Annotated in this window: 18 protein-coding genes; 15 read left to right on the plus strand and 3 right to left on the minus strand. The window is 61.9% G+C overall.

The window, feature by feature from the left end; all coding sequences use genetic code 11:
- The first annotated feature begins 122 nt into the window (after positions 1-122).
- Positions 123-2438: a TonB-dependent receptor gene (locus BUE92_RS14485; protein ID WP_073524502.1), complete on the plus strand. Its 2316-nt coding sequence runs from the start codon at positions 123-125 to the stop codon at positions 2436-2438.
- Here the strand turns inward: BUE92_RS14485 and BUE92_RS14490 are convergent.
- Positions 2409-3596: a CynX/NimT family MFS transporter gene (locus tag BUE92_RS14490; protein ID WP_073524505.1), complete on the minus strand. Its 1188-nt coding sequence runs from the start codon at positions 3594-3596 to the stop codon at positions 2409-2411. The genes BUE92_RS14485 and BUE92_RS14490 overlap by 30 nt on opposite strands.
- On the minus strand, positions 3583-4044 hold the full coding sequence (locus tag BUE92_RS14495) for a nucleoside deaminase (RefSeq protein ID WP_073524507.1): 462 nt from the start codon (positions 4042-4044) through the stop codon (positions 3583-3585). Before BUE92_RS14495 ends, BUE92_RS14490 begins: the two co-directional genes overlap by 14 nt.
- 105 nt (positions 4045-4149) lie before the next feature.
- On the opposite strand from BUE92_RS14495, the gene BUE92_RS14500 reads away from it, so the two are divergent.
- The 11 genes from BUE92_RS14500 to BUE92_RS14550 all read left to right on the plus strand — a co-directional run bounded on the left by BUE92_RS14500 (position 4150) and on the right by BUE92_RS14550 (position 13103).
- Positions 4150-5001, plus strand: coding sequence for a LysR family transcriptional regulator (locus BUE92_RS14500; RefSeq protein WP_054920352.1), 852 nt, complete (start codon positions 4150-4152; stop codon positions 4999-5001).
- A gap of 235 nt (positions 5002-5236) precedes the next feature.
- Complete coding sequence (locus tag BUE92_RS14505) at positions 5237-6049, plus strand: energy transducer TonB (RefSeq protein WP_073524509.1); 813 nt, start codon at positions 5237-5239, stop codon at positions 6047-6049.
- 25 nt (positions 6050-6074) lie between these two features.
- The gene (locus BUE92_RS14510) at positions 6075-6797 is read left to right on the plus strand and encodes a MotA/TolQ/ExbB proton channel family protein (protein ID WP_143169984.1); all 723 of its coding nucleotides are present in this window, start codon (positions 6075-6077) and stop codon (positions 6795-6797) included.
- Complete coding sequence (locus BUE92_RS14515; protein WP_073524514.1) at positions 6798-7199, plus strand: ExbD/TolR family protein; 402 nt, start codon at positions 6798-6800, stop codon at positions 7197-7199. It abuts the gene before it with no gap.
- Between the two features lie 300 nt (positions 7200-7499).
- Positions 7500-8081: an alpha/beta hydrolase gene (locus BUE92_RS14520; protein WP_034125468.1), complete on the plus strand. Its 582-nt coding sequence runs from the start codon at positions 7500-7502 to the stop codon at positions 8079-8081.
- Between the two features lie 47 nt (positions 8082-8128).
- Complete coding sequence (locus BUE92_RS14525) at positions 8129-9055, plus strand: sigma 54-interacting transcriptional regulator (RefSeq protein WP_073524516.1); 927 nt, start codon at positions 8129-8131, stop codon at positions 9053-9055.
- Positions 9056-9161: 106 nt separating this feature from the next.
- Positions 9162-9944 (plus strand): MetQ/NlpA family ABC transporter substrate-binding protein, encoded by a 783-nt coding sequence (locus tag BUE92_RS14530; protein ID WP_073524518.1) that lies wholly within the window; start codon positions 9162-9164, stop codon positions 9942-9944.
- A 235-nt stretch (positions 9945-10179) separates the two neighbouring features.
- Positions 10180-10845: an amino acid ABC transporter permease gene (locus BUE92_RS14535; protein WP_003187615.1), complete on the plus strand. Its 666-nt coding sequence runs from the start codon at positions 10180-10182 to the stop codon at positions 10843-10845.
- Positions 10826-11485 (plus strand): amino acid ABC transporter permease, encoded by a 660-nt coding sequence (locus tag BUE92_RS14540; protein ID WP_034125471.1) that lies wholly within the window; start codon positions 10826-10828, stop codon positions 11483-11485. The genes BUE92_RS14535 and BUE92_RS14540 overlap by 20 nt, the downstream gene beginning before the upstream one ends.
- Positions 11482-12258 carry an amino acid ABC transporter ATP-binding protein gene (locus BUE92_RS14545; protein WP_073524519.1) on the plus strand — a complete coding sequence of 259 codons (777 nt, stop codon included), beginning with the start codon at positions 11482-11484 and terminating at the stop codon, positions 12256-12258. The genes BUE92_RS14540 and BUE92_RS14545 overlap by 4 nt, the downstream gene beginning before the upstream one ends.
- The gene (locus BUE92_RS14550) at positions 12255-13103 is read left to right on the plus strand and encodes a transporter substrate-binding domain-containing protein (RefSeq protein ID WP_073524520.1); all 849 of its coding nucleotides are present in this window, start codon (positions 12255-12257) and stop codon (positions 13101-13103) included. Before BUE92_RS14545 ends, BUE92_RS14550 begins: the two co-directional genes overlap by 4 nt.
- A 109-nt stretch (positions 13104-13212) precedes the next feature.
- Here the strand turns inward: BUE92_RS14550 and BUE92_RS14555 are convergent, their stop codons facing one another.
- Positions 13213-14373: an AAA family ATPase gene (locus tag BUE92_RS14555; RefSeq protein ID WP_073525021.1), complete on the minus strand. Its 1161-nt coding sequence runs from the start codon at positions 14371-14373 to the stop codon at positions 13213-13215.
- 121 nt (positions 14374-14494) lie between these two features.
- Here BUE92_RS14555 and BUE92_RS14560 point away from each other — a divergent pair, with 121 nt between their 5' ends.
- From BUE92_RS14560 to BUE92_RS14570, 3 genes are read left to right on the plus strand one after another with little or no spacing between them, the layout of a single operon-like run.
- Positions 14495-15577, plus strand: coding sequence for an efflux RND transporter periplasmic adaptor subunit (locus BUE92_RS14560; protein WP_073524521.1), 1083 nt, complete (start codon positions 14495-14497; stop codon positions 15575-15577).
- Positions 15574-16644 carry an efflux RND transporter periplasmic adaptor subunit gene (locus BUE92_RS14565; protein WP_073524522.1) on the plus strand — a complete coding sequence of 357 codons (1071 nt, stop codon included), beginning with the start codon at positions 15574-15576 and terminating at the stop codon, positions 16642-16644. The genes BUE92_RS14560 and BUE92_RS14565 overlap by 4 nt, the downstream gene beginning before the upstream one ends.
- Positions 16641-19703, plus strand: coding sequence for an efflux RND transporter permease subunit (locus BUE92_RS14570; protein WP_073524523.1), 3063 nt, complete (start codon positions 16641-16643; stop codon positions 19701-19703). The genes BUE92_RS14565 and BUE92_RS14570 overlap by 4 nt, the downstream gene beginning before the upstream one ends.
- Positions 19704-19884 lie beyond the last annotated feature (181 nt).

Here is a 19884-nt window from a genome sequence, read left to right on the forward strand (position 1 = left end):
GCTATGCATTAGGTCGACTCCTTATAAAGGCTATCTCTTATGCAGTAAATATTCGTAAAAACCTAAATAAATAACCTTTGGGAATATAAGGCGACGAATATTCCGGGGTTTTGGAGCCGCTTATGAGTCTGTTCAAGTCCTTGCCCCTGGCGATGTTGGTGGCCGGCAGCACCAGTTGGTCGCCGGCCCAGGCCGCTGAAACATCCGCACCTGCCGGCGAGGGCGAGCGCGCCAGTGGCCAACTGGAAACCGTGACGGTGACTGCCCGGCGGCGGACCGAAAGTGCCCAGGCTGTGCCGACGCCCATGAGCGTGGTCGGCGGCCAGGCCCTGGAAACCCAGCGGGTGTACCGCATCCAGGATTTGCAGCAACTGGTGCCCAGCGTCAACGTCGCCTATATGCATGCGCGCCAGTCCAGCGTGTCGATCCGCGGCCTGGGCAACAACCCGGCCAGCGACGGCCTGGAAGGCAGCGTGGGGCTGTATATCGACAACGTCTACCTCGGGCGCCCGGGCATGGCGGTGTTCGACCTGATGGACATTGAGCAGCTTGAGGTTTTGCGCGGCCCCCAGGGCACGTTGTTCGGCAAGAACACCACCGCTGGCGTGATCAATATCAGCACCCGTGCGCCGAGCTTCACCCCGGAGCGCAGCATCGAGACCTCCCTGGGCGAGGACGGTTATTTCCAGACCAAAGGCACGATTTCCGGCCCCCTGACCGATGAGCTGGCGGGGCGTTTCTCGGCCTATCGCACGCGCAGCGACGGCGACATCAAGAATGAACACGACGGCCATGATCTGAACGGCGGTTCACGCCAGGGCTTTCGCGGGCAACTGTTGTACAAGCCCAGCGAGGCATTCAACCTGCGCTGGATCGGCGACTACAACGAAGAAGACTCCAGCGCCGGCACCCGCGTGCTGTACAGCACCGGGCCGACCATCAATGGCACCAACCTGTATCAATCCCGGGCCAACGCGGCGGGCGCAACCTTGGTGGACGGCACCCATCGCAAGGTCAACCTGGACAACGACCAGCACGTCACGGTGTTCCAGGGCGGTACGTCGCTGGAAGCCAACTGGACGCTGCCCAGCGACTTCACCCTGACCTCGGTGAGTTCTTACCGCTGGTGGAATTTCACCCCGCGCAACGATGACGGCCTCAACGTACCGGCGTCGTATAACGCCGGGGTTTCGGTGGAAGATAAGCAGTGGTCCCAGGAATTTCGCCTGGCGTCGCCCAGCGGTGGTTTCTTCGATTACGTGCTCGGCGCCTACTACTTCGGCTCCGACCTGGATAACAAATCCTTTGCCTACTACGGGCCCAAGGCCGATATCTGGAACGGCACGCCTGCCGGTGCGTTGAGCAATGTGAGCAGCGTGGGCAACGGGCATATCCGCACCGACAGCTTCGCGCTGTTCGCCCAAGGCACCTGGCACCTGACCGAGCGCCTGGATTTCACCGCCGGCCTGCGCGGCACCTACGAAGAGAAAAGCGCCTGGGTCACGCGCAATGCGCCAGTCGGTGGCGCGGCGGTCAGCGGGGCCGCCGCCACGGCGCGGCGTGGGCGTACCGGGGCCTATGACTCGGGCGACCTGTCGCAATACAGCGCCACGCCGTCGGGGCTGCTCAACCTCAGTTATCACTTCAATGAAAACCTGCTGGGCTACGCGACGCTGTCCCATGGCGAGAAGTCCGGCGGTGTGAACCTGGCGGTGGGCTCTGCGCCGACAGCCGGAGCCGACTCGTTGCTGATCGGCACCGAGCGCGCCAACAACGCCGAGCTGGGCTTCAAGAGCACGCTGTGGGACCGCCGCCTGCAGCTCAATGCCAACCTGTTCTGGACCCAGGTCAACGGCTACCAGACCAACGCCTACGACCAGGACAACCGCGTGCAGTACCTGACCAACGCCGGCTCGGTGCGCTCGCGGGGCGTGGAAGTGGAAAGCACCCTTGTGCCGATCAAGGGCCTGACCCTGAATATCAACGGCTCCTTCAATGACGTGACGTACCTGTCTTACAAGGATGCGCCATGCCCGCCTGAAACCAGCTTGCGTCCCGGTGCCCCGGCGTCCTGCGACTTGAGCGGCCATCAGGTGGTGGGCGCGTCCAAGTGGATCGCCAACGCCAACGGCGAGTACAAGTGGAACCTGGCGAACGGCTTTGAACCCTACGTCACCGCCAGCTACGCGTTCCGTTCCAAGGCGGTGGGCACGGTAGAGGATTCTGACTACGGGCAGATCCCGGCGTATGCGGTGGTCAACCTGTCTACCGGTTTGCGCGGCGACTATGACCAGGGGCAGTGGGATGTGTCGCTGTGGCTGAAGAACGCCTTCGACAAAACCTACTACACCACCCTGTGGACCGGCGGTAACGGCGGTTACGAGGGCCTGCTGGGCACGCCGCGCACCCTAGGCGTGACTGGGCGCTACGACTTCTAGGTCGGTGCGATAGGTGGCCGGGCTGAACAGCCGCGTCACCAGCAGCATCACCACCACCGTTATCGTCAGCACCACCCAGGCACTGACAAAGTTGCCGGTAAGCTCGCGCAGCCAGCCGGTCAGCCACGGCGAAATTGCATTGATCAAAAAGCCCACGCCTTGCACGAACGCCGCCAGTTGCCCGGCTTGGCGTGGGTCGCGATGGTGATCGAGGGTCAGCAGCAGGCTCAGGGCGAAACAGGCGCCCAGGCCGAAGCCGCACAAGGCCACCCACAGGTGGGGATATTCCTGCGGCGCAATGATCAGGCCGAGGTAGCCGATGGTTTGCGCCAGCAGGCTGATGCTGAGCAATGGGCGCCGGTCAATGCCGCGCTGTGCCAGCACGGGCATCAGCAATGCGGCGATCACCTGGAAGATGGTCATGAACGCCAGCAACGACCCGCTGAGCAGCACGCCCCAGCCCAGTTGCTGATAGTAGGCGGGCAGCCACGCGACCATGCTCATGTAGCCGCAATTGACCAGGCCGAAATACAGCGCCAGTAGCCAGGCGCGGCGGTTGCGCAACCCTTTGAACGCAGGCGCCTGCTGTGGATTGCGTGCGGCGCCCAGCGGCAGCCAGGCCCACAGCAGCAACGCTCCCAGCGCCGGCAGGAGCCACACCCCCAGGCCTGCCTGCCATTGCTGGAAGTGCGTGGCCACCACCGGGCTGAGCAGCGCCGCCAGCCCGCCGCCGGCCATCAGCGAAGCCGAATACACGCCCATCGCCACCGGCACGCGGTGACGGAATTGGCGCTTGATCATCGCCGGCACCAACGCCTGGATCAGCGCCACGCCTGCGCCGCCGAGCAGCGCGGTGACCAGCAGTGCCGAGGCCTGGCCCATCAGCCAGCGCGCCAGGCACGCCAGCAGAATCATCAACAAGCCCAGGGCGATGCCGCGACGCTCGCCCAAGCGCGCCTCCACGCGTACGCCCACCAGTGCCACCAACCCCATGCAGATCACCGGCAGGCTGGTGAGCAGGGCGCTGCTCTGAAAGCTCAGGCCGGTGGCCTGGCGAATTTCGCCGAGCAGCGGGCTGATGGAGCTGAGGATGGGGCGCAGGTTCAGGCCGAGCACCACCAGCAGGCCCCAACCGGCGAGGGATTTATTCAGGGTCATGCAGGGTTTTCCACTGATGATACAGCGCAGTCATTGCGGCATCGGGCAGGTGCTGGATGGGCAGGCGTTGCGCGCCGATAGGCAGGCCGACCTGTTGGCCAATGGCTGCGGTGGACAGGCCGAACGGCTCGGCCATTTCGTTGCTGGCGGCAAACACTACGCGTTCTACACCGCACAGGTACATGGCGCTCAAGCACATTGGGCAAGGCTGTCCGCTGGCATAGATCACGCACCCTTCCAAGCGTGCACCCAGTAGTCGGCTCGCTGCGCGGATCGCCAGCAGCTCGGCGTGGGCGGTGGGATCCTGCGTCAGGTGGATCTCGTTCACGGCTTCCACCAGCACCTCATCGTTGCGCGTCAGCACCGCGCCGAAGGGGCGGCCACCTTGGGCGACGTTGGCGCGGGCCAAGGCAATAGCACGTTGCAGGTGTGGTTGATCGTTGGTCATACAAGGCCCCCGGATGCGATGGAAGGTGAAGTATGGTCAGCCAGCAAGGTATGCTGAAATTAAATATAAACATGCCAACCAGTGGCAAACGAAATGGTGATGACGTTGTTCGATCCCGTGTTGTTGCGCAGCTTTGTCGCCGTGGTGGACTGCGGCAATTTCACCCGCGCCGCCGAGCGCCTGCACTTGACCCAGTCCACCGTCAGCCAACAGATCCGCCGCCTGGAAGACGCAGTGGCGTGTCAGTTACTCGACCGCGACCAGCGCCGGGTAGTGGCAACCGCCGAGGGTGAGCGCCTGCTCGCGTATGCGCGCCGCATCCTCGCGCTGCACGAAGAAGCCGCCGATGTGCTGATCAACCAGCAAAGCGACGGCGTGTTGCGCCTCGGCGTGCCGGAGGACTTTGCTGCCGAGCGCCTGATGCCGCTGCTTTCGGCGTTTGTCGTGGCTTATCCACGGGTGCGACTGGAAGTCACCAGCGGGCTGGGGCCTGAACTGCAGCGCCAGTACCGGGGCGGTGAGTTCGACGTGTTGCTGGTCAAGCAAATGGGCGACAGCGACGACTGCGTGGCATCGTGGCCGGAGCCCTTGTATTGGGTCGACAGCCTGAGCACCCCGGCCCTGGGCCGCGACCCGCTGCCGCTGGTTGCCTTTCCGGTAGGCGGCCTGTACCGCAACGACATGCTTCACCATCTTGAGCGCGCCGGTTGGCGTTGGCGCATCGGCTACTCCAGCGCCAGCCTGGCCAGTGTGTGTTCGGCGGTGGCGGCAGGCTTGGGCATCAGTTTATTGCCGGAACGGGTGTTGCAACCGGGCCATCGAATACTCGGCCCAGAGAGTGGCTTGCCACCTGTTCATGGCGTGCGATTGGCCCTGTATGGCCGCAGTGGTTTGGGCGCAGCGGGCCAGAGTTTGCTGGATGAATTGCTGGCCTTGTGCAGTGGAAACCCGCACTGAGCCATACCTTTGCTGAATATTTTGTATGCCTTTAAGGCATTGAAAAACGACGGCTTGAAGCCAGGCCACGCACCACGTGGCTTTGGCGTGATCGGCTGTTTCGGTTATGCATTTTTGTTCTATATATAACTATAAAGATTACTTTAAGAGATAAGTGTCTGGCCCCGATGATTCAGCCCTCGACGGGCCTTCACGTAGGCCCCGTCGGTTTTTCAAAACCGCAGGGAGTGAATCAATGGGCAATGTCCAGACCGCCGCCAGTGCACCCGAGGCGCAGTGGCGCCAGGCACCGAGTGGTGAGTTGGTCGACCTTGGCCGGCCGCATCGCGCGCCGTTGGGTCAATTGCGCCTGCAGAAAACCCCGAAGCGTTTTTCCAGCCGCCGCGAAGGGATTTTGCTCGGGTTGCTGGTGTTGGCGCTGCACGGTGCAGTGATCTATTGGGTGAGCCAGAAACCCACCCCGGTGCTGCCGATTGTGCCGCCGGAAATCCCACCGATGACCATCGAATTTTCCCAGCCGGCGCCGCCGGTGGTTGAACCGCCTCCGCCGGTACCGCCACCACCGCCTCCGCCTGTGGTCGAGCCACCGCCGCCGGTGGTGGATGAGTTGGCGGCCAAGCCGGCGCCGCCCAAGCCCATTGCGAAACCCAAGCCCAAGCCCGTGCCTAAACCTGAACCCAAGCCGGTCCCCAAAGCCGTCGAGCCACCGCTTGCGGCGCCGACACCCGCGCCACCCGCTGCGCCTGTACCTGCGGCGCCCGCGCCGGTGACGCCTGCTTCGGCCAACGCCGCGTACCTGAAGAACCCTGCGCCGGAATACCCATCACTGGCTCAGCGTCGCGGCTGGGAAGGCACGGTGTTGCTGCGGGTGCAGGTGCTGGCCAGCGGTAAACCGGGTGAGATCCAGGTGCAAAAAAGCAGCGGTCGCCAGCAGTTGGATGACGCGGCATTGGCGGCGGTGAAGCGCTGGAGTTTCGTGCCGGCCAAGCAGGGCGATGTGGCCCAGAACGGCTGGGTGAGCGTGCCCATCGACTTCAAGATTCATTAATTATTCAGCGGCGCAGAGGGAAAACATCATGGCATTGGCATCTCCACTTGAATCCATCGAAAGCGCGGTGATCTGGCTGCTGGTGGCCTTTTCGGTCGCCACCTGGGGCCTGGCCTTGCTCAAGGGCGTGCAGTTCGGACGCCTCAAGGCCCAGGATCGCAGGTTTCACACACAGTTCTGGGCGGCATCGAGCCTCGACTCGGCCGCCGAACTCGCCGAAACCCAGCCTGGCGCCGCCGCCCGTGTAGCCCAGGCTGGCTATGCCGCGATCCAGGTGGGCGATACCGCCCACGCTGCAGATCTGAGCCAGGCGATCAATCACCAGGACCGCCTCGAACGCGCCCTGCGCCAGCAAATCGTGCGTGAACGTCGCTCCCTGGAAACCGGCCTGGCCGTGGTCGCCAGTATCGGCAGCACCTCGCCGTTTATCGGCCTGTTTGGCACCGTGTGGGGGATCATGGAAGCACTGAAGGGGATCAGCGCCGCCGGGTCCGCCAGCCTGGAAACGGTGGCAGGGCCGATCGGTGCGGCGTTGGTCGCGACCGGCGTGGGGATCGCCGTCGCGGTGCCTGCGGTGCTGGTCTACAACTACTTTCTGCGCCGCCTGAAACTGACGGCGGCGGACCTGGATGACTTTGCCCACGACTTCTACAGCCTGGCGCAGAAAAACGCGTTCCGCGTGCTGCTGCACCCGACGTTGGCCAAGGCCAGCGCCGGCAGCCCGCAGAAAGTGAAGGAGGCGTCCTGAATGGCCTTCTCTACGCAAGACAGTGATGAGGTGCTGAGCGAGATCAACGTCACGCCGTTGGTGGACGTGATGCTGGTGCTGCTGGTGGTGTTTATCGTCACCGCGCCGCTGTTGACCAACTCGATCCCGATCAACCTTCCCAAGACCCAGGCCGTGGCGCCGGTTGAGCAGAAGGATCCACTGGTGGTGAGCATCGATGGCGCCGGCAAATTGTTTATCAACAAGGACGAAATTCAGCCGGATTTGCTGGAGTTCAACCTGCAGGCGGCGAAGGCCAAGGACCCCGATGTGCGGGTGCAACTGCAGGCTGACGATGGGGTGAACTACGGCGAAGTGGCACGAGCCATGGCGTCGATTGAGCGTGCGGGCATTATCAAGTTGTCGGTGATCACCGCACGTTAGTTTCAAAAAGACTCGACAGTTTTCGGGCCGCTTTCCTTGGCAGGGTGCGGCCTTTTTTTTGCCTGCGATTGAGGTGGCACCCCAACAACCCTGTGGGAGCGGGCTTGCTCGCGAATACGGTGTATCAGTCAACCTATCTGCTACTGAAAGACCGCATTCGCGAGCAAGCCCGCTCCCACAGTTTGATATTCGATAGAGTTGGTTTTTTGGTTATTAATAAATAGCTTCTTATTCCTTAACGAATATAACCCTCGTCCCTATACTGGTCAGCAACGCTAAACGCTGCAGGAGGGCACACCCATGCACAGCGAGTCGATTCGTTATCTGATCGTGCCGGGCTGGCAAGGATCGCCAGAAGATCATTGGCAAACCCATTGGCAGAACAGCTTGCCCAACAGCGCACGGGTCGAGCAGGCCGACTGGCTGACACCGCGTCGCGAGGACTGGGTAGCCGCACTGGCCGAGGCCATCGCTGCCGACAGCACGCCGGTCATCCTGATCGCCCATAGCCTGGGTTGCATCACCGTGGCCCACTGGGCGGCCACCGCCCCCGTGCATTTTTTGCGGCAGGTACGCGGCGCGTTGCTGGTGGCGCCGGCGGATGTCGAGCGCCCTGCGTGTGCGCCCGCCTTGCGTAACTTCGCGCCGATTCCCACCGATTTATTGCCATTCCCCAGCCAGGTGGTCAGCTCCGACAACGACAGTGCCGTAAGTGCCCCCAGGGCTCTGGAACTGGCGCGTCAGTGGGGCGCCGAAGCCGGCATCCTGTCGGGCGCCGGGCATATCAATGTGAAGTCCGGCCACCGGCGCTGGGAGCAAGGGTTTGCTTACCTCTATCGCCTGCAACATCGGCTCGAGCACCACGCTCGGCGCAGCGCCTAATATTTTTCAACGCCCCGTCCCTGCGTGGATTGGGGCGGGAGCCTGACATGAGTCTGCATGAAACCTTCGGCCAGCCGCTGCTGACCTTTCCCGATGCTGAAAAAAGCCCGTTGAGCATCCGCGCCAAGGCGCTGGTGTTCGTCGACCCACGCTCACGCCAACTGCGTGAAGAGTTGGAAAGCCTTGCGCCGCGCGCCTTACCCGTATTGATTCGAGGAGAAACCGGCAGCGGTAAAGAATTGCTGGCGCGGCACATCCACCGTGGCAGTGACCGTACTGGCCTGTTTGTCTCGGTCAACTGTGGCGCCATCAGCCCCACCTATGCCGATGCCGAGTTGTTCGGCTATGCCGCCGGCAGTCACAGTGGCGCGGCGAGCAGCCGCGCGGGTTGGTTTGGCTCGGCCAATGGCGGCACTTTGTACCTGGATGAGATTGGCGACTTGCCGCTGCCGATCCAGGTGAAATTGCTCGCAGCCCTGGAAAACCACGAAGTCACCCGCGTCGGTGCCCACCAGCCCAGCCCGGTGGATGTGCGCCTGGTGGCCGCCACCAGCATCGACCTGGCCCAGGCCGTGGCCGTGGGCAAGTTTCACGAGCGTCTGTTCCATTATTTGAGTGAGGGCCGGCTGGACCTGCCGGCGTTGCGCGAGCGGGTGGGGGATATCTTGTCCCTGGCCGAATATTTCCTCGGCATCTACAGCCAGCGCCTGGACCTGCCGGTGCCACTGATCAGCGACGCCGCCCAGCAGCTGCTGGAACAGCACTCGTGGCCGGGCAATACCCGTGAATTGGAAAACGTCATTCACTTTGCTTTGCTGGTGAGCAGCGGCGATGAAATCTTGCCCGAGCATTTGAACTTGCCGGTGGCGGGTTCGCCGCTGGAGCAAGTGCGACGAATTTTGGCCAGCGCCAGCCCGGCCGAGCAGGAATCGGTGCGTAAATTCCTGTATGAGCAAAATGGAATATCAACGTGAAGAAAAGATATTGTTCGGGAATAAAAAATCTAGGTATTGTCCTTTCCACGCCGCGATAGCACTTCGCTGGCACCTCACATAAAAACGGTCGTTAGAAGGACATTGCATGAAAAAGGTTCTGTTGTTTACCGCGCTGGCGGCTGCCCTGACTGCTGGCTTTGCCCAGGCCAACGAGAAGCTGGTAGTGGCCGCTACGCCGGTCCCGCACGCTGAAATCCTCGAGCTGATCAAGCCAACCCTGGCCAAGGAAGGCGTGGACCTGCAGATCAAAGTCTTTACCGACTACGTACAGCCGAACGTGCAAGTCGCTGAGAAACGCCTGGACGCCAACTACTTCCAGACCCTGCCGTACCTGGAAAACTTCAACAAGGGTAAGGGCACCAACTTGATTACCGTGGTGGGTGTGCATGTCGAGCCCTTCGGCGGCTACTCGAAAAAGATCAAGAAGATCGAAGACCTGAAAGACGGCGCCATCGTGGCGATCCCGAACGAAGGCTCCAACAGCGGCCGCGCCCTGCTGCTGCTGCAAAAGGCCGGTGTGATCACCCTCAAAGACCCGACCAACGCCCTGGCCACGCCGAAAGACATCGCCAGCAACCCGAAGAATCTGAAGTTCAAAGAGCTGGAATCGGCCCTGTTGCCACGGGTGCTGGACCAGGTTGACCTGGACCTGATCAACACCAACTACGCCCTGGAAGCTGGCCTGAACCCGGCCAAGGATGCGCTGATCATCGAAGACGCCAAGTCGCCATACGTGAACTTCCTGGTGGCACGCCCGGACAACAAGGACAGCGATGCTATCCAGAAGTTGGCCAAGGCCCTGACCAGCCCGGAAGTCAAAGCTTTCATCGAGAAGAAGTACAACGGCGCGGTGGTGCCAGCGTTCTGATGTAAGCCAAAACCCCCTTCAAGGTTTCAACGCCGACGGCTACTACAGCGTCGGCGTTTTTTTATCTGAAATACAAGCCAGCTCCCACAGGGGTTAGGTTTTTGGGTGATATCAATATGCTATTTTGGTATTTAAATTTTGATTTTTATACCTTTAAAGTTCGCGCTACCCGACGTTATCCACGTCGGAACGGACTGCGCTCGCGGCATTACCCATGCGGCGATATGGACTGCACATGACCTTCGATTTCGCTTTTATTCTCAGCACGCTGCCGGCGTTCCTCAAGGCCGTGGGTGTGACGCTGCAAGTCGGCCTGATCGCCATTGCCACGTCCTTGCTGGTGGCGCTGATCAACGCTGCGCTGCTGGTGTTTCGCACGCCTTACCTGTCGCGCCTGGTGGCGCTCTATGTGGAGCTGGCGCGTAACACGCCGCTGTTGATCCAACTGTTCTTCGTCTACTTCGCGCTGCCGGCCCTGGGTTTCAATATTTCCGGGTTCTGGGCGGCGATCATCACCATGACCTTTCTGGGCGGCGCCTACCTCACCGAGGTGCTGCGCGCCGGTGTGGAAGCGGTGCCGCTGGCGCAAATCGAGTCGGGCAAGTCCATTGGCCTGTCCGACTGGCAACTGCTGCGTCACGTGATTCTGCCCCAGGCCGGCATCCTCAGCCTGCCGGCGCTGTTCGCCAATTTCATTTTCCTGCTCAAGGAAACCACCGTGGTGTCGGCGGTGGCGGTGCCGGAAATTCTCTACACCACCAAGAGCTACATCGCCCTCTACTACAAGACCTACGAAATGCTCGCTGTGCTGACGCTGATTTGCGTGCTGCTGTTCCTGCCGTTGTCGCTGTTGCTCAGCCGCCTGGAAAGGAGGCTCCAACATGGCCAGTTCGGGTCTTGAGTTGCTCTGGGTGTCGTTGCCGCAACTGGGCAAGGGCGCTGCGCAAACCCTGTCGATTTCGTTTTTGAGCATCGCCTTCAGTACGGTTGGCGGCGTGCTCTACGGCGTGCTGCGCACTTTGAATAACAAGGCGATCAACGGCGTGTTGCGGGTCTACCTGGAACTGTTCCGCGCCATTCCGGTGCTGGTGTGGTTGTACCTGCTGTTTTTTGGCGTGCCGATCTTCTTCGGCCTGAGCATCCCGAGTTTCTGGTGCGCGGTGCTGGTGCTGTCGTTGTGGGGCGCCAGCGAGGTGGGCGAAGTGGTGCGTGGCGCGTTGCATTCGCTGCCCCGTGGCCAGCGCGAGGCCGGCCTGTCGATTGGCCTGTCCGGCCCACAGTTGTACGGCTATGTACTGCTGCCCCAGGCCCTCAAGCGCATGACGCCGCCGACCATCAACGTGTACACGCGCATCATCAAGACCAGCTCCCTGGCGGTGCTGATCGGCGTGGTGGATGTGATCAAGGTCGGCCAGCAAATCATCGAGCGCACCTATGAGTCGGTATTGATCTACGGTGCGCTGTTCCTGTTTTTCTTCTTTATCTGCTACCCGTTGTCAGCCGCCTCCAAGGTGCTGGAACGGCGCTGGGCCCAAGCATGAGCGCATTGATCGAGTTCCAGGGTTTCAACAAATTCTTCGGCGAGGCGCAGGTGCTCAAGGGCATCGACCTGAGCGTGCAGCGCGGCGAAGTGGTGGTGATCCTCGGCCCCAGCGGCTGTGGCAAAAGCACCTTGCTGCGTTGTTTGAACGGGTTGGAAGTGGCACACAGCGGCAGTCTGCGGTTTGCAGGTTTTGAGCTGCTGGATAGAACCACCGACTGGCGCCAGGTACGCCAGGACATTGGCATGGTGTTCCAGAGCTACCACCTGTTCCCGCATATGAGCGTGCTCGACAACATCCTGCTCGGACCGCTCAAAGTACAAAAGCGCGACTCCCGCGAGGCCCGTGAGCAGGCGCAAAACTTACTGGAGCGAGTGGGCCTGGCCGACAAGCGCGACGCCTTCCCACGCCAACTCTCCGGCGGCCAGCAACAACGCATCGCCATCGTCCGCTCGTTGTGCATGAACCCTCAGGTCATGCTGTTTGACGAAGTCACCGCCGCTCTCGACCCGGAGATGGTCAAGGAAGTGCTGGATGTGATCCAGGGCCTGGCCCGCGATGGCATGACCTTGCTGATCGTCACCCACGAAATGGCCTTCGCCCGCGCCGTCGCCGACCGCGTGGTGTTCATGGAGGCCGGTCGCATCCTCGAACACAACACCCCCGAGGCATTCTTTACGAACCCGCAAACCGCACGCGCGCAGCAGTTCCTGGAGAAGTTCTCCTTTGTTTCAACACTGCCCAAAAAGATCAAGGAACTGGAGCTGATATGAAAAAGTTACTGCTGCCACTGTTTGCCGTCGCCTTGCTGGCCGGCTGCGATAAAACGACCGAAGAGCCGGTAAAACCCGCGGCTGTGAGCTACATCGACAAAATCAAAGCGCGGGACAAGCTGATTGTCGGCGTGTTTACCGACAAGCCGCCATTCGGCTTTGTGGATGAAGCGGGTCGTTATGTCGGCTTCGATACCGACATTGGCCGTCAATTCGCCAAGGACCTGCTGGGCGATGAAAACAAGGTGGAATTTGTTGCCGTGGAACCGGCCAGCCGCATTCCTTTCCTGCAAAGTGACAAGGTCGACCTGATCCTGGCCAACATGACCGTGACCCCTGAGCGCAAGGAAGCGGTGGACTTCACCAACCCCAACCTGAAAGTCGCGGTCCAGGCCCTGGTGCCCAACGACAGCGCAGTCAAAAGCCTGGATGACCTGGCAACCCGCACCACCATCGTCACCACCGGCACCACCGCCGACATCTGGCTGACCAAGAACCACCCGGACTGGAAACTGCTCAAGTTCGAGAAGAACTCCGAGTCGCTGCAGGCGCTGTCGGCTGGCCGTGGGGATGCCTACGCGCAAGACAACCTGGTGCTGTTCAGCTGGGCCAAGCAGAACCCAGGCTACCGCGTGCTGGAAGAGAAGCTGGGCGATGAAGCACCGATTGCCCCGGCGGTGAAGAAGGGCAATACCGAACTGCGCGACTGGGTGAATGCCGAGCTGGCGAAGTTGGGGGAGGAGAAGTTCCTGCTCAAGCTGTATGACCAATATGTGCGTAAAGAGCTGAGCGATGACACCAAGCCTGAGAGTGTGATTGTTGAAGGCGGAAAGTGGCAGGGCTGATTGATCACGTCCTTGTAGGAGCGAGCTTGCTCGCGAAGAACGCACAGGCAACGCGGGCTGCCAGATAACGCTGCGTTATCGTTGACGTTTTTCGCGAGCAAGCTCGCTCCTACTCCGGCCAATGCCACGCCGGCGCATCCAGAATCCCCTGCCCCACCATCCGCGTTTCCCCCATCACCTTCTCCAACACAATCGAATTACACCCCTCATCCTGCTGCAACGCCGCAATCAACCGGCTGGCATGGGACACCACCCACACCTGGCACTGCTTCGACGCCTGGATAATCAAGCGCGCCAATGCCGGCAACAGGTCCGGATGCAAGCTGGTCTCCGGTTCGTTCAGCACCATCATGGTCGGTGGCCGTGGCGTCAGCAGCGCGGCGATCAGCAGCAGGTAGCGCAGGGTGCCGTCGGACAGTTCCGCCGCCGACAACGGGCGCAGCAAGCCTTCCTGATAGAACTCGATGGCAAAGCGTCCGCCCTGCAAGGGCTGGATATTCAAGCGCGCTCCGGGGAACGCATCGCTGACTGCACGTTGCAGCGCTTCGGGATCGCCAATCTCTCGGATGGTCTGCAACGCGGCCGCCAAATCGCGGCCATCGTGGTGCAACACCGGCGTTCGTGTGCCCAACTGTGGCTGGCGCACTGGCGCGTCCACGTCGCTGCGAAAGTGATCGTAAAAACGCCAGCCACGAATGCTTTCGCGCAGCAGCAGCACTTCCGGCGAGCCGCGCAGGCTGCCGACCTGATCGAACAGGCTGTGGTAGTTCGGTGTGTGTTGCGCCAGCACATCCCAGGCACGGCCTTCGCGGGCACGCACCATCGGCCCGGAGCGCTGCACCAACAGGCTGGCCGGGCGGTAGACTTGGCCGGCCCAGATGCATTCCTTCTTTACCTCTGGGTCGAGGCTGAAAAACGACTCGGAGGGTTCCGGCAATCCCAGGGAAATGGCGTAGCTGAAGTCCTCCCCGGCAAAGCCCAGGCGCAAGCGTTTGACGCCTTGGGCGACCGCGGCTTCCACCGGTACTTCGCCATTGCGCATGCGCCGGCTGATGTTTTCCGGCCCGGCCCAGAAGGTCGAACCCAGCCCGCCTTCACGGGCCAGCGCATTGATCACCCCGCCCTGGGCGGTTTCGGCCAACAGGCGCAGGGCGCGATACAGGTTGGACTTGCCGCTGCCATTGGGCCCGGTCACCAGGTTCAGCCGGTCCAGGGGCACCACCAATTTATTGATCGAGCGGTAATTGGCCACCGCGAGGGTTTTAAGCATGTGCATTTAGTCCGCATGGGAACCATTGGAGTATGGGATCCTCCATGCAGATAAGGAACCCTGATCTAAGCTCACAGTCGCATACACACTTGAACGTCGGCATCACGCAAAAGGAGCCTGCATGGGCGGTCGCACCTCGACATTTATTTTCAGCCTTGGCCTCCTGGCGCTGCTCAGCGGCTGTGGCCAGGACAAAGCCGAGCCCAAGCAGCATTCGCGGGTGTTCGTGCAGACCGTACAGTCGGCAGATTTCGCTGCGGCGGTCACGCTGACCGGCGATATCCAGGCGCGGGTGCAAACCGATCTGTCCTTTCGCGTGGGCGGCAAGATCATCCAGCGCATGGTCGACGTGGGCGATCGCGTCACGGCCAGGCAAGTCCTGGCCAAGCTCGACCCCAAGGACCTGCAAACCAACGTCGATTCGGCCCAGGCTCAGGTCGTGGCCGAGCAGGCGCGGGTCAAGCAGACCGCCGCCGCCTTTGTGCGCCAGGAAAAGCTCTTGCCCAAAGGCTATACCAGCCGCAGCGAATATGACGCCGCCCAGGCCGCGCTGCGCAGCAGCCAAAGTGCCCTGGCCGCCGCTCAGGCGCAGTTGGCCAATGCCCGCGAACAATTGGGCTACACCGCGTTAATTGCCGATGCGCCGGGGATCATCACGGCGCGCCAGGCCGAAGTCGGCCAAGTGGTACAAGCCACGGTGCCGATCTTCAGCCTGGCCCGCGATGGAGAACGTGACGCCGTGTTCAACGTGTATGAGTCCCTCCTGGTGGAGCCGCCGCCCGACGCGCCGATTACGGTGAGCCTGCTGGACAACCCGAGCATCAAGGCCGTGGGCAAAGTCCGCGAGGTCACGCCCGCCGTGGCCACCAATACCGGCACTGTCCAAGTGAAGATCGCCCTGCAAAGCCTGCCCAAGGGCATGGAGCTGGGTTCGGTGGTGAGCGCCACCGCCAACGGCCCAGCCAAGGCGAGCATCGAGCTGCCCTGGTCGGCCCTGACCAAAGACCTCAGCGAACCCGCCGTGTGGCTGGTGGACGGCGAAGGCAAGGCGCAGTTGCACAAGGTTACGGTGGCGCGCTACCTCACCGGCAAAGTGATCATCGGCGAGGGCCTCAAAGGCGGTGAGAAAGTCGTGATAGCCGGTGGGCAATTGCTGCACCCCGGCATGGTCGTCGAGATCGCCCAACCCGGAGCGCAACCATGAAGCAACTGACGCTCATTGTCGCCGCCAGCCTGTTGCTCATGGCCTGCTCCAAGGAAGAGGCGCCGCCCGAACCCATACGCCCGGTGCTGTCCATGGAAGTGAAGGCCGAAGACCAGCAAAACCTCGGTCGTTTCGCCGGCACCATCCAGGCCCGCTACGAAAGCAACCTGGGTTTCCGTGTGCCTGGCCGCATCGCCCGTCGCGCCGTGGATGTCGGCGCCGAAGTGGAGAAGGGCGCCCTGCTCGCCGTGCTTGACCCCACCGACCAGCAGAACCAATTGCGCGCCGCCCAGGGCGACCTGGCGCGCGTACAGGCGCAGTTCATCAACGCCCAGGCCAACGCTCGCCGGCAACAGGAACTGTTCAACCGTGGCGTGGGCGCCCAGGCGCAACTGGATGTGGCCCAGACCGACCTGAAAACCACCCAGGCGACCCTCGACCAGGCCCGGGCCTCGGTCAACCAGGCCAAGGACCAACTCAACTACGCCGAACTGCGCACCGACCATGCCGGCATCGTCACCGCCTGGAATGCCGAGGCCGGCCAGGTGGTCAGCGCCGGCCAGCAGGTAGTGACCCTGGCCCGTCCTGATATCAAGGAAGCGGTGATCGACCTGCCCGCCGGCCTGGCTGAGCGCCTGCCTGCCGATGTAGTGTTCCTGGTCGCCGTCCAACTGGACCCCCGCGTGCACACCACCGCCGTCGTGCGCGAGATCGAGCCCCAGGCCCAAAGCGCCACGCGCACCCGTCGCGCGCGTCTGAGCCTGGCTGAAACACCGCCTGCGTTCCGCCTGGGCACGGCAATCAGCGTGACTTTGAGCACCGCCATCGCCCCGCGCGTCGAGCTGCCCCTGAGCGCCTTGCAGGAAGTCGACGGCAAGACCCGCATCTGGCTGCTCGACACCCAAAGCCAGACCGTGCAACCCCGGGATGTCACGGTCATCAGCCGTGATGCCCACAGCGCCTTGCTCAATGGCAGCGTCAAACCCGGTGAGCGCATTGTCACCGCCGGCGTGAACAGCCTGAAACCTGGGCAAAAAGTCAAAATCGACGAGGACAGCCCGCGATGAAAGGGAGCTTCAACTTATCCGACTGGGCCCTCAAGCATCAGTCCTTCGTCTGGTACCTGATGTTCGTCGCGCTGTTGATGGGCGTGTTCTCGTACATGAATCTGGGCCGTGAAGAAGACCCGTCGTTCACCATCAAAACCATGGTGATCCAGACCCGCTGGCCGGGCGCGACCCAGGAAGAAACCCTCAAGCAGGTTACCGACCGCATCGAGAAAAAACTCGAGGAACTCGACTCCCTCGACTACGTGAAAAGCTACACCCGACCGGGCGAGTCCACGGTGTTCGTGTTCCTCAAGGACACCACCAGTGCCAAGACCATCCCGGAGATCTGGTACCAGGTCCGCAAGAAGATCGACGATATTCGCGGCACCTTCCCACAGGGTTTGCAGGGGCCGTCGTTCAACGATGAATTTGGTGACGTGTTCGGCTCGGTGTACGCCTTTACCGGCGATGGTCTGTCGATGCGCCAGCTGCGTGACTACGTGGAGCAGGTGCGCGCCGAGATCCGTTCGGTGCCGGGGCTGGGCAAGGTCGAGATGATCGGCCAGCAGGACGAAGTGATTTACCTGAACTTCTCCACGCGCAAACTCGCGGCCTTGGGGATTGATCAGCGCCAGGTGGTGCAAAGCCTGCAGTCGCAAAACGCCGTGACCCCCGCCGGAGTGATCGAGGCCGGGCCGGAACGCATCTCCGTACGCACCTCGGGGCAGTTCGCCTCGGAGAAAGACCTGGCCAACGTCAACCTGCGCCTCAATGACCGTTTCTATCGGCTGGCGGACATCGCCGACATCAGCCGTGGTTATGTGGACCCGGCGCGGCCGATGTTTCGCTTCAACGGCAAACCGGCGATTGGCTTGGCCATCGCCATGCAGAAAGGCGGCAATATCCAGTCGTTCGGCAAGGCCCTGCACGGGCGCATGGACGAGTTGACCGCCGACCTGCCGGTGGGCGTGGGCGTGCACAAGGTGTCCGACCAGGCCGAAGTGGTGGAGGAGGCCGTCGGCGGCTTCACCAGCGCATTGTTCGAGGCGGTGATCATCGTGCTGGTGGTGAGTTTTATCAGCCTCGGCATGCGCGCCGGTTTGGTGGTGGCGTGCTCGATCCCGCTGGTGCTGGCGCTGGTATTCGTGTTCATGGAATACAGCGGCATCACCATGCAGCGCGTGTCGCTGGGCGCGTTGATCATCGCCCTCGGCCTGCTGGTGGATGACGCGATGATCACCGTGGAGATGATGATCACGCGCCTGGAAAAAGGCGAAACCAAGGAACAGGCGGCGACCTACGCCTATACCTCCACGGCATTCCCGATGCTCACCGGTACCTTGGTGACCGTGGCCGGCTTCGTGCCGATTGGCCTCAACGCCAGTTCGGCGGGCGAGTACACCTTTACCTTGTTCGCGGTGATTGCCGTGGCGATGCTGGTGTCGTGGGTGGTGGCGGTGCTGTTTGCGCCAGTGATCGGCGTGCACATCCTCAGCGCCAATGTGAAACCGCACAACGCCGAGCCAGGGCGCATTGGCCGGGCCTTCAATGGCGGCATGCTGTGGGCCATGCGTAACCGTTGGTGGGCGATTGGCATCACCGTGGCGCTGTTCGTGGCCTCGGTGTTTTCCATGCAGTTTGTGCAGAACCAGTTCTTCCCATCGTCGGACCGCCCGGAAATCCTCGTCGACCTGAACCTGCCGCAAAACGCCTCGATCAACGAGACGCGCAAGGCCGTCGACCGCCTCGAAGCGATCATCAAGGACGACCCGGACATCGCCCGTTGGAGCACCTACATCGGCCAGGGCGCGATTCGTTTCTACCTGCCCCTGGACCAGCAGTTGGAAAACCCTTACTACGCGCAGCTGGTGATTGTGAGCAAGGGCCTGGAAGCGCGTGGCGCCCTGATCGCTCGCCTGCAACAGCGCCTGCGCGATGATTTTGTCGGCATCGGCAGCTTCGTGCAGCCGCTGGAAATGGGCCCGCCGGTAGGGCGGCCGATCCAGTACCGCGTGTCTGGCAACGATATCGACCAGGTGCGCAAGCACGCTATCGAACTGGCGACTTTGCTCGACCAGAACACCCACTTGGGCGAGATCATCTACGACTGGAACGAGCCGGGCAAAGTCCTGCGGGTGGACATCGCCCAGGACAAGGCGCGGCAATTGGGGCTGTCTTCGGAAGACGTGGCGCAGTTGATGAACAGCGTGGTCAGCGGCGCAGCAGTGACCCAGGTGCACGACGATATTTACCTGATCAACGTGGTCGGCCGCGCCGAAGATGCCGAGCGAGGCACCCCGGAAACCTTGCAGAACCTGCAGATCGTCACGCCCAACGGCACCTCGATTCCACTGCTGGCGTTCGCCACCGTGCGTTACGAGCTGGAGCAGCCGCTGGTGTGGCGCCGCGACCGCAAGCCGACCATCACCATCAAGGCTGCCGTGCGCGATGAGATGCAGCCGACCGACCTGGTCAAGCAGTTGGCCCCGACCATCGAGACATTCAGCGAGGGCTTGCCGGTGGGCTACAAAGTCGCCACCGGCGGCACCGTGGAAGAAAGTGGCAAGGCCCAGGGGCCCATCGCCAAGGTGGTGCCGTTGATGCTGTTCCTGATGGCCACCTTCCTGATGATCCAGTTGCACAGCGTGCAGAAGATGTTCCTGGTGGCGAGCGTCGCGCCATTGGGGCTGATCGGCGTGGTGCTGGCGTTGATTCCCACGGGCACGCCCATGGGCTTTGTGGCGATCCTGGGGATCCTGGCGCTGATCGGTATCATCATCCGTAACTCGGTGATTCTGGTGACACAGATCCACGAGTATGAAGAGGCCGGTTACACGCCGTGGGATGCGGTGGTGGAAGCCACCGAGCACCGACGCCGACCGATCCTGCTGACGGCCGCCGCCGCGAGCCTGGGCATGATCCCGATTGCGCGAGAAGTGTTCTGGGGGCCGATGGCCTACGCGATGATTGGCGGGATCATCATTGCGACGTTACTGACGTTGCTGTTTCTGCCGGCGTTGTATGTGGCCTGGTACAAAATCCGCGAGCCGAAACAGGAACAGCCACAACAGGATTAATTCTGTAGGAGCGAGCTTGCTCGCGAAAAACGTCAACGATAAAGCGTGCTTCCTGAGTAAACGCGGCGCCTGTGAGTTTTTCGCGAGCAAGCTCGTTCCTACAAAAAAGCTTTAACTGACTGAGGCTGTGTGAAGCTTCTGAAAAATGCCCATGCCGTCCTGGCTGGCTACTGCATGTTGT

Origin of the sequence: Pseudomonas fluorescens (assembly GCF_001902145.1) — a bacterium.
GTDB classification, from domain to species: domain Bacteria; phylum Pseudomonadota; class Gammaproteobacteria; order Pseudomonadales; family Pseudomonadaceae; genus Aquipseudomonas; species Aquipseudomonas fluorescens_BV.